This is a genomic window from Streptomyces sp. AMJ-169 (assembly GCF_055597585.1).
The window spans coordinates 242451-255277 of record NZ_JBVLTJ010000009.1 but is presented as its reverse complement, the minus strand read 5'-3'; the positions used below and the strand labels follow the sequence as shown (position 1 = coordinate 255277).

At 72.9% G+C, this 12827-nt stretch carries 11 protein-coding genes; 7 read left to right on the top strand and 4 right to left on the bottom strand.

The features are described from left to right. The first annotated feature begins 200 nt into the window (after positions 1-200). The 3 genes from ACYUD3_RS23430 (at position 201) to ACYUD3_RS23420 (ending at position 3183) form a co-directional block, all read left to right on the top strand. The gene (locus tag ACYUD3_RS23430; protein WP_470972956.1) at positions 201-1289 is read left to right on the top strand and encodes a WD40/YVTN/BNR-like repeat-containing protein; all 1089 of its coding nucleotides are present in this window, start codon (positions 201-203) and stop codon (positions 1287-1289) included. Positions 1290-1393: 104 nt separating this feature from the next. Continuing rightward, positions 1394-2071 carry a uracil-DNA glycosylase gene (locus tag ACYUD3_RS23425; RefSeq protein WP_470972955.1) on the top strand — a complete coding sequence of 226 codons (678 nt, stop codon included), beginning with the start codon at positions 1394-1396 and terminating at the stop codon, positions 2069-2071. A gap of 191 nt (positions 2072-2262) precedes the next feature. Then, a complete protein-coding gene (locus ACYUD3_RS23420) occupies positions 2263-3183 on the top strand; it encodes a sirohydrochlorin chelatase (RefSeq protein ID WP_470972953.1) in 921 nt (306 codons plus the stop codon). Between the two features lie 84 nt (positions 3184-3267). Here the strand turns inward: ACYUD3_RS23420 and ACYUD3_RS23415 are convergent, their stop codons facing one another. Then, on the bottom strand, positions 3268-4623 hold the full coding sequence (locus ACYUD3_RS23415; protein WP_470972951.1) for an FUSC family protein: 1356 nt from the start codon (positions 4621-4623) through the stop codon (positions 3268-3270). A gap of 233 nt (positions 4624-4856) precedes the next feature. Here ACYUD3_RS23415 and ACYUD3_RS23410 point away from each other — a divergent pair, with 233 nt between their 5' ends. After that, entirely contained in the window at positions 4857-5333 is a 477-nt protein-coding gene (locus ACYUD3_RS23410; RefSeq protein WP_470972949.1) for an Lrp/AsnC family transcriptional regulator, read from the top strand. A 187-nt stretch (positions 5334-5520) separates the two neighbouring features. Continuing rightward, positions 5521-8325, top strand: a complete 2805-nt coding sequence (locus ACYUD3_RS23405; protein ID WP_470972947.1) for a beta-L-arabinofuranosidase domain-containing protein — start codon at positions 5521-5523, stop codon at positions 8323-8325. 6 nt (positions 8326-8331) lie between these two features. On the opposite strand, the gene ACYUD3_RS23400 is transcribed toward ACYUD3_RS23405, so the two are convergent. Beyond that, positions 8332-9057, bottom strand: a complete 726-nt coding sequence (locus ACYUD3_RS23400; RefSeq protein WP_470972945.1) for a LysR family substrate-binding domain-containing protein — start codon at positions 9055-9057, stop codon at positions 8332-8334. Between the two features lie 58 nt (positions 9058-9115). Between ACYUD3_RS23400 and ACYUD3_RS23395 the strand changes: the two genes are divergently transcribed. Then, on the top strand, positions 9116-9511 hold the full coding sequence (locus ACYUD3_RS23395; RefSeq protein ID WP_470972943.1) for a DUF5997 family protein: 396 nt from the start codon (positions 9116-9118) through the stop codon (positions 9509-9511). A 137-nt stretch (positions 9512-9648) separates the two neighbouring features. After that, complete coding sequence (locus tag ACYUD3_RS23390) at positions 9649-10989, top strand: right-handed parallel beta-helix repeat-containing protein (protein ID WP_470972941.1); 1341 nt, start codon at positions 9649-9651, stop codon at positions 10987-10989. A 104-nt stretch (positions 10990-11093) separates the two neighbouring features. Here the strand turns inward: ACYUD3_RS23390 and ACYUD3_RS23385 are convergent, their stop codons facing one another. Together ACYUD3_RS23385 and ACYUD3_RS23380 are read right to left on the bottom strand one after the other, a co-directional pair. Then, a complete protein-coding gene (locus ACYUD3_RS23385) occupies positions 11094-11852 on the bottom strand; it encodes a hypothetical protein (protein WP_470972939.1) in 759 nt (252 codons plus the stop codon). A gap of 52 nt (positions 11853-11904) precedes the next feature. Continuing rightward, on the bottom strand, positions 11905-12807 hold the full coding sequence (locus ACYUD3_RS23380) for an EamA family transporter (protein WP_470972937.1): 903 nt from the start codon (positions 12805-12807) through the stop codon (positions 11905-11907). Positions 12808-12827 lie beyond the last annotated feature (20 nt).

Here is a 12827-nt window from a genome sequence, read left to right as displayed (position 1 = left end):
CTCAGAGTGAGTCCTCCGTCACGACGGTCCCACGCCGCCGCCACCCGTGCAGGGCGTCCTGCGGAATGTGGCCGACACCGCACCCCCGAACTCCGCCCGACCGGGTGTGACCTGCGGTGACACCCACGTGGAGGGAGACTGTCAGTGGTGGGGTGCAGACTGGGCGGTGCTGGGACAAAGGCGTCGCGGAGGTGTCGGAGATGACCGAGGTACTGCTGGCGGTAGGGACCCGCAAGGGGCTGTTCATCGGGCGGGGGAAGGGGGGCGGCAATTGGACGTTCGACGACAGTCCGTACTTCAACGCGCAGGCCATTTATTCGGTCGCCATCGACACCCGCGGCCCTGTCCCGCGCCTGCTGGCCGGCGGCGACAGCGCGCACTGGGGGCCGTCGGTGTTCCACTCCGACGACCTGGGCCGGACGTGGACGGAGCCCGCGAAACCGGCCGTGAAGTTCCCCCAGGACACCGAGGCCTCCCTGGAACGCGTCTGGCAGCTGCACCCGGCGGCGGCCGAGCCGGGCGTGGTCTACGCGGGCACGGAACCGGCGGCGCTGTACCGCTCGGAGGACCGCGGCGAGAGCTTCGAGCTGGTCCGGCCGCTGTGGGAGCACCCCACGCGCGCGAAGTGGGTCCCGGGCGGCGGCGGGGAGGGGCTGCACACGGTGCTGACGGACGCGCGGGACCCGCGCGCGGTGACGGTCGCGGTGTCGACGGCGGGCGTGTTCCGCACGACGGACGGCGGCGCGAGCTGGGCGCCCTCCAACTCCGGTGTCTCCGCAGTGTTCCTGCCCGACCCGGACCCGGAGTTCGGGCAGTGCGTGCACAAGGTGACGCGCGACGCGCAGGACCCGGACCGGCTGTACCTCCAGAACCACTGGGGGGTGTACCGCAGCGACGACGCGGGGGCGCACTGGAAGGACATCGGCGCCGGCCTCCCCTCCACGTTCGGCTTCGCGGTGGCCGCGCATCCGCACCGGGGCGGGACGGCGTACGTCTTCCCGATCAACGCCGACGCCGACCGCGTCCCCGCCGGACACCGCTGCCGGGTCTTCCGTACGACGGACGCGGGCGAGACCTGGGAGCCCCTGTCGGAGGGGCTGCCCCAGGGCGATCACTACGGGACGGTCCTGCGCGACGCGCTGTGCACGGACGACGCGGACCCGGCGGGCGTGTACTTCGGCAACCGCAACGGGGAGGTGTACGGCTCGGCGGACGACGGGGACACGTGGCGGCAGCTGGCCTCGCACCTGCCGGACGTGCTGTGCGTACGGGCGGCGGTGACCGGATGAGCCAGGACTCCTACGAACCTCAAGGGAGCCCATGACAAGCAGCGGCCGTACGGGTGTTGGCCACCGGTTGATCAGCTTCCTGTGTACGGCAGTAGGGTGACGCCGTGGCACCACGACCCTTGCATGAAATCGTAGAAGCGGGCTGGGCGAAGGCCCTCGAACCCGTGGCCGGCCGGATCTCCGCGATGGGGGACTTCCTGCGCGCGGAGATCGGCGCCGGGCGGACGTACCTGCCGGCCGGGGCGAACGTCCTGCGGGCCTTCCAGCAGCCCTTCGACGACGTCCGCGTCCTCATCGTCGGCCAGGACCCCTATCCGACGCCGGGGCACGCGGTCGGGCTGTCCTTCTCGGTCGCGCCGGAGGTGCGCCCGCTGCCGGGCAGCCTCATCAACATCTACCGCGAGCTGAACACGGACCTGGGCCTGCCCCAGCCCTCCAACGGCGACCTGACCCCCTGGACCCAGCAGGGCGTCCTGCTGCTGAACAGGGCGCTGACGACGGCCCCGCGCAAGCCGGCCGCGCACCGGGGCCAGGGCTGGGAGGAAGTCACCGAACAGGCCATACGCGCGCTGGCGGCCCGCGACAAGCCGCTGGTGTCGATCCTTTGGGGCCGTGACGCCCGTAACCTCCGCCCCCTGCTGGGCCAGCTCCCGGCCATCGAGTCCGCCCACCCCTCCCCCATGTCCGCCGACCGCGGCTTCTTCGGCTCCCGCCCGTTCAGCCGGGCCAACGAGCTGCTGGTGGGGCAGGGCGGTCAGCCGGTCGACTGGCGGCTGCCGTAGAAGGGGCGGCACGGGGCGGGTACAACTCCCGTGCCGCAAGGGACGTATCGGGTATGCCTGGGACAAGTGGCCCTGAAAACACACCGATCACTCCCGATCCGTACGTAACTCCGCGGACAAAACCGGACGGAACCGTTCACCTAGCCCCTCCCCGAACAGAGGCGCCCCCCGAGCAAGTAACATGCGGCGCCATGAGCTCCCCCACTGGGCCCGCGTCCGGCCTGCCAGTACGAATGCCGCGCCCCCGCCAGCCCGGGCGGCACCGCCGACCCGAGCCCCTGGCGGCTCCCGAGGGCGCGCCCGCGCTCGTCCTCGCGGTGCCGGGCACGCCCAGCGATGCCACCCGGGGTCTCGCCGAGGAGATCGTGAGCATCGCCCGCTCCGAACTCCCCGGTCTGGACGCGCACATCGGTTACCTGGACGGGGACGACACCGAGTACCCGACCCTCCAGGCGGTCCTCGCCTACGTCGCCGACCAGCGCACCGCCCGCTACGAGCAGGCCGTGGCCGCCGGTCTCGACGTCAAGGCGCCCGACGGCCCGGCCGCCGTCGTCGTACCGCTGCTGGCCGGGCCTGACAACTCGCTGCTGCGGCAGGTCCGGCAGGCCGTGATGGAGAGCAAGGTCGCCGCCGAGCTGACGGACGTCCTCGGGCCGCACCCGCTGCTCGCGGAGGCGCTGCACGTGCGGCTGTCCGAGGCGGGGCTCGCGCGCGCGGACCGGGCGCGGCTGTTCACCGTGGCGACCGCCGCGGACGGCATCATCCTCGCCTCCGTCGGCGGCGACGAGGCGGTGCAGGCCGCCGGGATCACCGGCATGCTGCTGGCCGCGCGGCTCGCGGTGCCGGTGATGGCCGCCGCGCTCGATCAGGAGGGCTCCATCGCCTCCGTCGCCGAGCAGCTGCGCGGCTCCGGCTCCCAGCACCTGGCGCTCGCGCCGTACCTGATCGGCCCGGAGATCGACGCCGTGCTCGTCGAGGAGGCCGCCAAGGAGGTCGGCTGCGCCGCCGCCGAGGCCCTCGGCCCCTACCCGGCGATCGGCAAGCTGGCGCTGGCCAAGTACACGACGGCCCTGGGCATCACGCCCCAGCAGTCGCCGGCCCAGGTCCGCTGACACAGAGTTTCGCAAGGACGCCGTACGACACGAAAGGGCCCGCCTCCCCGGCATGGGAGGCGGGCCCTTCGCCGTGCCCGGGGTTCACGCCCCCAGCGGTGACCCCGAAGGCGTCCGCAGCGACTGCGTCAGTTCGGCCAGGGCCCGGTCCAGGCCGTGGAGGTGGGCGTCTCTCGGTGTGCCGCCGGCCGTCAGCCCGCGGATCTCCCCCGCGCACACGTCCAGCAGCGCCAGCACCCGCCGCGCGCGTTCCTTGCGGGCCCGCATCGGGTTCAGCGGGTGGACCAGGGGCGCGACCGCGAGCCGTACCCGGCCCAGCAGCGTCTCCAGTTCCGCCGCGCGGCCCGCCGGGTCGGCCCGTTCGTCGCCCGCGAGCCGCGCGGCGGACTCGGCGGTGCAGGCGTGCACGCAGCGCAGCGCGCGCCGGATCCAGGCGTCGGTGACGGTGTGGGTGGTGACCGGCAGCACGAACAGGACCGCCAGGACGGCCCCCAGGGCGCCGATCCCGGTCTCGGCCAGCCGCAGGGCCAGCAGCTGCGGGGTGAGCACCCCCAGGAGGCCGTACAGCAGCTCCGCCAGGAGGGTCACCCAGAGCATCATCCAGGTGTAGGACACGGCGGCCGTATAGAAGATCCCGAAGACGGCGACCGCGAGCCCCACGCCCGTCGGCACGGGCGCGCCGTTCAGGGGGACGGCGATGAGCAGCCCCAGGGCGATGCCTACGACGGTCCCGGCGACCCTCCGGAAACCGCGCACCAGGGTCTCGCCGCGCGAGGTGGTGTTGACGAAGATCCACCAGGTGGCGCCGACGGCCCAGTACCAGCGCTCCGGGGACAGCACTTGCCCGACGACCAGGGCGAACGCGGCGCCGGCGGTGACCTGCGCGGCCTGCCGGGCGGCCACCTGGGCGAGCCCGGGGAACGCCGGGGGCTGCGCCGCGGCGGGGCCCCGCTCGTAGCACCACAGCCCGAAGCGGACGGCGGCGGTGACGGCGAGGGCGAGCAGGACGGCGGCGTACAGCTCGGGGAGGTGGGCGGGGGTCGTGCCGAGGACGAGGGTCACGAAGAACGCCATGAACGCGAAGACGCCGAGCGCGTGCCCGCGCGGACCCCGGCGGCGGGCGTACACCCCGGCCCCGATGACCGCGAGGAACGCGAGGTCCCGGAGCAGCGGCCGGTCGTGGGTCCAGGCCGCCAGGGCGAGGACGGGCAGCCCGGCGAGCGGCAGCAGCGCGGTCGTGACGGCCTGGCCGCGTACGGTCGCGTCGGTGACGGTGAACAGCGCGAGCAGGGCGGCGAGCCCGCCGACGACGGCCGCGGTCAGCGAGTGGCCTGCGGCCGCGCAGGCCGCGACGGCGAGCCCGATCCCGAGCACGGCCCGGGTCGCGGCCCGCAGCCGCGCACGCCCCGGGTCCGGAGCCGTGAACGCCTTCCTCAGCACTGTCCACCCCTTCACCGCTTTTAAAGCGCTTTAAGACGTCTTAAAGCGCTTTAAGAACTTCGAGCGCTTGAAGACATGAGAAAGGCGCCGCGGGTCTCCGCAGCGCCATCGACCGGACCATGACACCATCTCGGGCGCCGATGGCTCAACAGGCCTCTCTACAGCTGTGCCATTGGCCCAGCAGAACGGCGTTCCGGTGCGCCATCGGCGGGGCCATTGGTACAGTCGGCGGCATGTCCGTGGACGAGCTCGACACCCGTATCCTGCGGCTGCTCCTGGAGCAGCCGCGCACCAGCGTCCGCGAGTACGCCCGCCTCCTGGGCGTCGCCCGGGGCACCCTCCAGGCCCGGCTCGACCGGCTCGAACGGGACGGCGTGATCACTGGCACCGGCCCTTCACTGTCCCCGGCCGCCCTCGGCCACCCGGTGCTGGCGTTCGTGCACATCGAGGTCACCCAGGGCCATCTCGACGACGTCGGGGACGCGCTGGCGGCCGTACCGGAGATCGTGGAGGCGTTCTCGATCACCGGCGGCGGGGATCTGCTCACCCGGGTCGTGGCGCGCGACAACCTCCACCTGGAGGACGTGATCCAGACGCTGATCAGCCTGCCGGGGGTGGTGCGCACCCGTACGGAGGTCGCGCTGCGGGAGCGGGTGCCGTACCGGCTGCTGCCGCTGGTGGAGTCGATGGGGCGGGCGGCGGCCACATAGCGGCGGCCAGGTAGCCGTACTGGACTCTCTGTTCCTTTGTTCGTCCGTTCCGTTGACGCGCTGCCGCGCCCTGCCTATCGTCTGGACGATTTACCGAACGGAAGTCGAAATACCGAACAAAATCCCCCCATACGCGCAGGCCCCCGCACCGGGCCCGCCCGGGCGTCCGCCCAGAATCGAGGAGCACATGGTCCCGCCCCTCTCCCGCCGCACCCTCCTCAGGAGCGCGATGATCGCCGCCGCCGCGTCCGGCGTCACCAGCACGGCCGGCTCCGGACCGGCGTCCGCGGCCGGGCGGGCGGCCGCCCCGCTCGCGCTCCCCGCCGCCTGGTCCCTGCACCCCTTCCCGCTCGACAAGGTGGCGCTGACGCCCGGAGTCTTCGCCACGAAACGGCAGTTGATGCTCGACCACGCGCGCAGCTACGACGTGAACAGACTCCTCCAGGTCTTCCGCGCGAACGCGGGCCTGTCGACGCTCGGCGCGGTCGCGCCCGGCGGCTGGGAGGGCCTGGACGGGGAGGCCAACGGCAATCTGCGGGGCCACTACACCGGCCACTTCCTGACAATGCTGGCGCAAGGCTTCGCGAGCACGAATGACCAGGTCTTCGCGGACAAGATGAGCGTCATGGTCGGCGCGCTGACCGAGGCCCGCGCGGCGCTGCGCCGAGACCCCCAAGTCCTCAGCGTGGCAGGCAAGTTCGGCACGGCCGCCGAGAACGTGCGCGGCTCTTATCAGTACGTCGACCTGCCGGCGGCGGTCCTCGGCGGCGCCTCCGCGATCACCCTGGCCGCGTGGGTCAAGCCGGCGCACGCCGACACCTGGGCCCGGGTCTTCGACTTCGGCAACGACACCACCCGTTACCTGTACCTGGCCGCCCGCAACGCGAACGGCGTCCCCCGGTTCGCGATCACGACCGGCGGGGCGGGCGGCGAACAGGGCATCGACGGCACGGCCGCGCTGCCGCCGGACCAGTGGAGCCACCTGGCGGTCACGATCGGCGGCGGCACAGGCACGCTGTACGTCAACGGGCAGGCGGTGGGCCGCAATTCGGCGATGACGCTGACCCCGGCCGCGCTCGGCACGCTCGCCAACAACTGGCTGGGCCGGTCGAACTACTCGGGCGACCCGGTGTTCGCGGGGGCCTACGACGGGTTCGACGTGTGGTCGAGAGCGCTGACCGCCGCCGAGATCACGGGACTTCAGACCGCCAAGGGTTCAGGAGACCTCGCCTCGTACGCGTTTGACGAGACGTCAGGCGGGAGTTTCGCCGACTCCTCCGGGCGGGGGCTCGCCGGGACGCTGCGCCGGACCTGGGGTGCGCCGAGCCATCCCGGGTTCCTCGCGGCCTACCCTGAGACGCAGTTCATCCAGCTGGAGACGATGACTTCGAGCGACTACACCAAGGTGTGGGCGCCCTACTACACCGCGCACAAGATCCTGCGCGGGCTGCTCGACGCGTATCTCGCGACCGGGGACGCCCGCGCGCTCGACCTCGCCTCGGGGATGGCCGACTGGATGCACGCGCGGCTGTCGAAGCTTCCGGCGGCGACCTTGCAGCGGATGTGGGGGCTGTTCTCCAGCGGCGAGTTCGGCGGGATCGCCGAGGCGCTCGTCGACCTGTACGACCTCACCGGAAAGCCCGAACACCTCGCGCTGGCCCGGCTGTTCGACCTCGACCGGCTCCTCGACGCGTGCGCCGCGAACACCGACGTCCTCGACGGACTCCACGCCAACCAGCACATCCCGATCTTCACCGGCTGCCTGCGCCTGTACGACGCGACGGGCGAGCGGCGCTACCTCGACGCCGCGCGCAACTTCTGGGACATGGTCGTACCGCACCGCATGTACGCGATCGGCGGGACCAGCACGGGCGAGTTCTGGAAGGCGCGGGACGTCATCGCGGGGACGCTGAGCGACGCGACCGCCGAGACGTGCTGCGCGTACAACCTGCTGAAGCTGAGCCGGGCGCTGTTCCTGCACGCGCAGGAGCCGAAGTACATGGACTACTACGAGCGGACCCTGTTCAACCAGGTCCTCGGCTCCAAGCGGGACCTCGCCGACGCGGAGAAGCCGCTGGTCACGTACTTCATCGGGCTCACGCCGGGGCAGGTGCGCGACTACACGCCGAAGCAGGGGACGACGTGCTGCGAGGGCACAGGGATGGAGAGCGCGACCAAGTACCAGGACTCGGTGTACTTCGTTGCTCCGGACGGGAGTTCGCTGTACGTCAACCTCTACAGCGCCTCCACGCTGACCTGGGCGGAGCAGGGGGTCACTGTCACGCAGACCACCGCCTTCCCCCGGGAGCAGGGCACGACGCTCACCGTGCGCGGCAGGGAGGCGGCTTTCGCGCTGCGGCTGCGGGTGCCGTCCTGGGCGGTCGCCGGGTTCCGGGTCACCGTCAACGGGCAGGCGGTGAGCGGGAGTCCGGCGCCGGGCGGCTACTTCACGGTGTCGCGGAGCTGGCGGGACGGGGACGTCGTACGCGTGGAGATGCCGTTCCGGGTGCGGGTGGAGAAGGCGCTGGACGACTCCTCGGTGCAGTCGGTGTGCTACGGGCCCCTCAACTTGGTGGCGCGCAGCGCCTCGACGTCGTATCTGCCGGTGTCGCTGTATCAGAACGCCGCGCTCTCCGGGGACTTGCTGCCCTCCTTCGCGCCGGTCGCCGGGAAGCCGCTCCATCTCACGCTGGGGGGTGTGGAGTTCGCCCCGTTCTTCGAGGGGACCGCTGATCCGTCGCATGTGTATGTACGGCGGAGCGAGCCGCGGGTGGTGTTCGGGAACCAGGCGTCCGGGGTGGCCAATCCCGTGACGGCGGGCGGGAGTTCGCTGCTGGACGAGGTGTGGGCGGGGGCGCCGTTCGCGTCGAAGGAGGCGTTGGTGGCGAAGGTGCGGGCGGTCGTGGACGCGTGGGTGGGTGCGGGGGCGCTGACTGCCGCCGACGGGGCGGCCGTTGTGGCCACGGCCCAGCGGGCGTCGTACGTGCCGTGACCGGTGTTACTTGCGGCGGCGGGGCTTCGGTCCCGCCGTCGTGCGGCGGGCGGCCGTCTTCTTCGGCGCCGGCTTCTTCGCGGCCGGCTTCTTCTTCGGCGCCGGCGGCTGCTGCTCCTTCTGCCGGCCCCGGGTGCTGTTGGCCGTCCGCCCCCGGACCACGCCGATGAAGTCGTCCACCAGGTCCGTCGTCGCCTCCTCCGGCCAGGAGAGGGCGATGGTGGACCCGGGGGCGTCGGTGATCGTGCGGTAGGTCAGGTCGCGGCGGTGGTGGAGGCGGGCCAGGGACTGCGGGACGATCAGGACGCCGATGTTCGCGGCGACGAGCTCGATCGCGTCGGCCGTCGTCTCGGGGCGCTCGAAGGCGGGCTCGCCCGGGGGGCGCTCCCACTCGAAGACGTCGTCCTGGGGGTGCAGGACCGTCTCTTCGGCCAGGTCGGCGAGGGTGATCTCCTCGGCGGCCGTGATCAGGTGGTCCTTGGGGACGACGGCGACGGTCGTCTCGGTGTAGAGGGGGATCGCGCTGAACTCCGTACGGTCGACGGGGAGCCGTACGAGGCCGGCGTCGGCGGTGCCCTCGCGCAAGACGTCGGAGGCCTCGGCCGAGGTGACCTGGACGAGGGTCAGGGGGACGTCCGGGTAGCGCTCCGTCCAGATCCGCACCCACTTCGCGGGGGTCGCGCCCGGGACGTAGGCGAGCCGGAAGGAAGGGGTGTCGGCCGAGTCAGTCACGCCGCCAGGTTACCGGCTGTGGTCGGAGGTCTGCCCGGCGGCGTTTAGTCTGGACCCCATGAAGTCGCAAGCGACCGCCCAGACGATGAAGCCCGCCACCGCGGCGAAGAAGCTGGGCGTGTACCTCCCCGCCACCCCCGCCGAGTTCCAGGAGGGTGTCGTCTCCCGCTCCGAGCTGAGCGAGTTGCAGGCGAACCCGCCCGCCTGGCTCCAGGAACTGCGACTGAACGGCCCCCACCCGCGCCCCGTCGTCGCCGCCCGCCTCGGTGTCTCCATCGCCGGTCTCGCCCGCGGCGGCGTCACCGACGCCCTCACCAGCGCCGAGATCGACGCCCTGCGCGACGAGGCGCCCGAGTGGCTGGAGAAGGAGCGCGCCACCCAGGCGGAGGTCCGCAAGGAGGCGGCCCGCATCAAGAAGCGCAACGACGAGCGGGCGGCGCAGCAGGAGGACTGACGGCGCAGGCGCGTCGCGGGCGCCGGGCTGATCATCTGACCAGCGCCCCTGTCGACCGCCCTCGCCCTTGACGTCCGGCGCGTGTCGCGGCCCGCGGATGCCGTTGTCCGGCCGCCGGGGGCGGTACATCTGCCCCCGTGCGAAATCTTCCCTTTGTCCAGACTCTCGCCCGGGCCTTTCTGGCGGCGGCCGTCACGCTGGGTGCCGCCGGGTGCGCCGCCCGCGACCCCGGCTCGCCCGCCCCGGGCGGCGGCGGTACGGCCGCCGTCGTCCGCGTCCCCCAGGACACCCCCTCCGTGCAGAAGGCCGTCGAGCGGGTGCGGGCCGGCGGGCTGGTGCTGGTGTCGCCGGGGGTGTACCGGGAGGCCGTGACGGTGGCGACGCCCCGGGTCGTGCTGCGCGGGACCTCGCGGGGCTCGGTGGTGATCGACGGGGAGTTCCGGCGGCCCAACGGGATCACCGTCACCGGCGCGGGCTCGGCCGTCGAGAACCTGACCGTGCGCAATCACCTCGCCAACGGCGTCCTGTTCACCGGCGTCACCGACACCAAGCTCCAGTCCGGCCGCGCGGGCGGCTCGGCCTACGACCCGCTGGACACCGTCAAGTTCCCCCCGCTGCAAGGGTTCCGGGCGTCGTACGTGACGGCGTACAACAACGCCCTGTACGGCATCTACGCCTTCGACGCGCGCTCCGGCGTGATCGAGCGGTCGTACGCCTCCGGGCAGGCCGATTCGGGGATCTACGTCGGTCAGTGCCGGCCCTGTGACACGGTCGTGCGCGGCAACGTCATGGAGCACAACGCGGTCGGCCTGGAGGTCACGAACGCGTCCGAGCGGCTGTATCTGCTGGGCAACCGCGTCTCGCGCAACCGGGTCGGGCTGACCCTCAACTCCAATGACCTGGAGGCGCTGGGGCCGCAGCACGGCGCCATCGTCGTGGGGAACGCGATCACCGACAACAACGACGGCCGCAGTCCCGAGCAGGCCGACGGCGGTTTCGGCATCGGGGTCGGCTCCGGCGGCGGGCGCGGGAACACGCTGGAGCGCAATCTGATCAGCGGCAACAGGGCCGCCGGGGTCGTCCTCAGCGACGTCCAGGGCTATCCGGCGCGCGACAACACCGTCCGCGACAACCGCGTCACCGGCAACGGCGCCGACCTGGTCCTGTCGACGGCGACACCGGCCGGCAACTGCTTCCTGCGCAACGCGGAGACGCGCCGCAGCCCGTCCGAACTCCCGCGGACCTGCGGGGGTTCACCCCGCGAAGTCCCCGACGCCGCGGGCCTGTCGACACCGCCGCTGGGCAAGTCGGCGGCGGTCCAGGCACCCCCGGGCGTCTCCTTCCAGGACGCGCCCGTACCGCCCGCACAGCCGGAGATGCCGGACGCGGGTACGGCGCCGGCGCGGGCGGCGGTGGGGCTGCCGGGGAAGGTGACGGTGGAGGGGTACGGGGTGCCGGGCCGGCCGGACTTCTTTTGATGCGGGGGCGGTTGTCGGCGGTGCGGAGGCAGTTGCCCTTGGTTCAGGGCAGGTTGCCCTTGGCGCGGGCCAGCTGCCCCTGATCCAGGGCCCGTTGCTCTCGGTCAGGGCCGCACGCTCCCCTCGACCTTCTCCCCCGTGAGGTCGAGCGTCGCCGTCTTCCCCTCTCCCAACTTCGCCACGACGCGCCGGAGTTGGCCTTCCTCGTTCACCCAGTAGGTGAGCGGGGAGGCGCCTTCCGGGCTCGGACTCGACGCCTGTCTGCTCGCCGCCGGGCGCGGTCGCGGGCCCGTATAGACGCCGTACGTCTCGCCGTCGACCTCCTCGTCCCTCAAGTGCAACGCCCCCGACTGGGCGAGGAGTTGCGCGTTGTCCGGCCGGTCGTTGCCGAGGGAGAGGGCGAGTTGGAGGGACAGGTCCAGCGGGGCGGCGCCGTACGCGCGGCGGGTCCATGAACTGGGCTTCAGGGAAGCGGCTTTGGTCAGCGCCGACTGAGCGGTGCGCGCGCCCGGACCGGCGGCCGGTGCCATGCCCGTCGTGCCGGGGCGGGCCACCGCCACTCCCTCCGGGCCCCAACTCAGCAGTCCTGAGCTGCCGTTGGTCTGGTACCAGCCGACCGCGCGGTGTGTGCGGTGGTCGACGGCTGCGCGTACTTCGGTGGTCGTGCCTTGTGCGGTGGCACGGACGACGACCTCGGTGGTGCCGCTCTGGTACGTCCGGAAGCGGGCCAGGGCGAGCCGCTGGGCGTCCTCCCCGGTGAGCGGGCGGGCGGGGTCGGCGGTGGCGCAGGAGGCGAGGAGGGGGCCCAGGAGGAGGGCGGCGAGGAGGGGCCGGCGGGTGCGTGCCGGGCGTCTGTTCCGCATGGCACGTCTATACGGAACAGGCCGCGCGGTGGCCGTCAGCGGCGCGGTCGCGTCACCTCTTCGGCCGTACGGGGACGCCGATGCTGACCGCGTTGGCGAGGACCACGCAGCCGATCGCCGCCCAGTCGACCGCGCCGAGCCGCTGGCCGAGGCCGATCCAGCCGACGAAAGCGGCGAGGACGGGGTTGACGCTCATGAAGAGGCCGAAGGCGGCCGGGGGGACGTGGCGGAGGGTGAAGAGGTCGGCGAGGTAGGGCACGGCCGAGGAGAGGACCCCTGCCGTCGTGGCGCAGGCGAGCGCGGCGGCCGTCGGGGGGTGGTGGACGGCGACCAGGGCGCCCACGGGCAGGAAGGCCAGCGCGGAGACCGCGGCGGCGGCAGCGGAGCCCTGGGCGCCCGGGATGCGGCGGCCGACGGTGCGGTTGAGCAGGATGTACGCGGCCCAGCAGCAGGCGGCGAGCAGGCCGAGGCCGAGGCCCAGGTAGTCGGTCGAGGGCTGGGGGCGCATCAGCGTGACGGCGCCGGCCGCGGCCATGAGCGCGCAGCCGGCGTCCACGCGGCGCCGGGCGGCGGCGAGGGCCAGCGTCAGGGGGCCGAGGAACTCCAGGGTGACGGCGAGGCCGAGGCCGACGCGGTCGATCGCGGTGTACAGCGACAGGTTCATCGTCCCGAAGACGGCCGCGAGGGCGAGGACGGGCGTCCACTGCCGGCGGGTGAAGGAGCGCAGGCGGGGGCGGGCGACCGCGAGGAGGACGGCCGCGGCGACGTACTGGCGGACGGCGACGACGCCGGCCGGGCCCAGCACCGGGAAGGCGAGGGAGCCGACGGCGGCGCCGCACTGGTTGGACAGGCCGCTGCCGGCCATGGTCGCGACACCGGCGAGGCGGGTGCGTCCGGCGGGGGTGCCCGGGGTGGCGGTCGGCGTGGTCGTACGCGCGCGTATGGCGGCATTCATGAGTGGATCGTCCCGCCGGA